The 273-nt window shown below is 61.9% G+C and carries 1 protein-coding gene; it reads right to left on the reverse strand.

The genetic code is table 11. The annotated features are described in order from the left end of the window. The coding region (locus ACV229_RS40915) for a group II intron maturase-specific domain-containing protein (protein ID WP_448088709.1) at nucleotides 1-273 on the reverse strand (273 nt) is incomplete at both ends.

The following is a 273-nucleotide window of genomic DNA, read 5'->3' on the forward strand; positions in this document are numbered from 1 at the left end:
TACATCGTCGTCCCCCTGCGCCAGTGCTTGAGCTGCAAAGCTCGCAGCCGGTGCCTGATCCACTTGTCGAGTTCGCGGAACACCTGCGGCGTCTGCGCCAGCTGGAAGTACGCCTTCCAGCCCGGTATATACGCCTTCAGCCTTTCCGCTACTTCCGGCAGGCTTCGCCCGCTCGATCTGCGTGTCAGTTCCCGGATCCGTTGCTTGAAGGTCTCCAGTGCCGTTCTGGCCACTGCACATTTGATCCGGTCGCCTGCACTACGCCACAGCGCA

This window comes from Burkholderia sp. MR1-5-21, assembly GCF_053427715.1.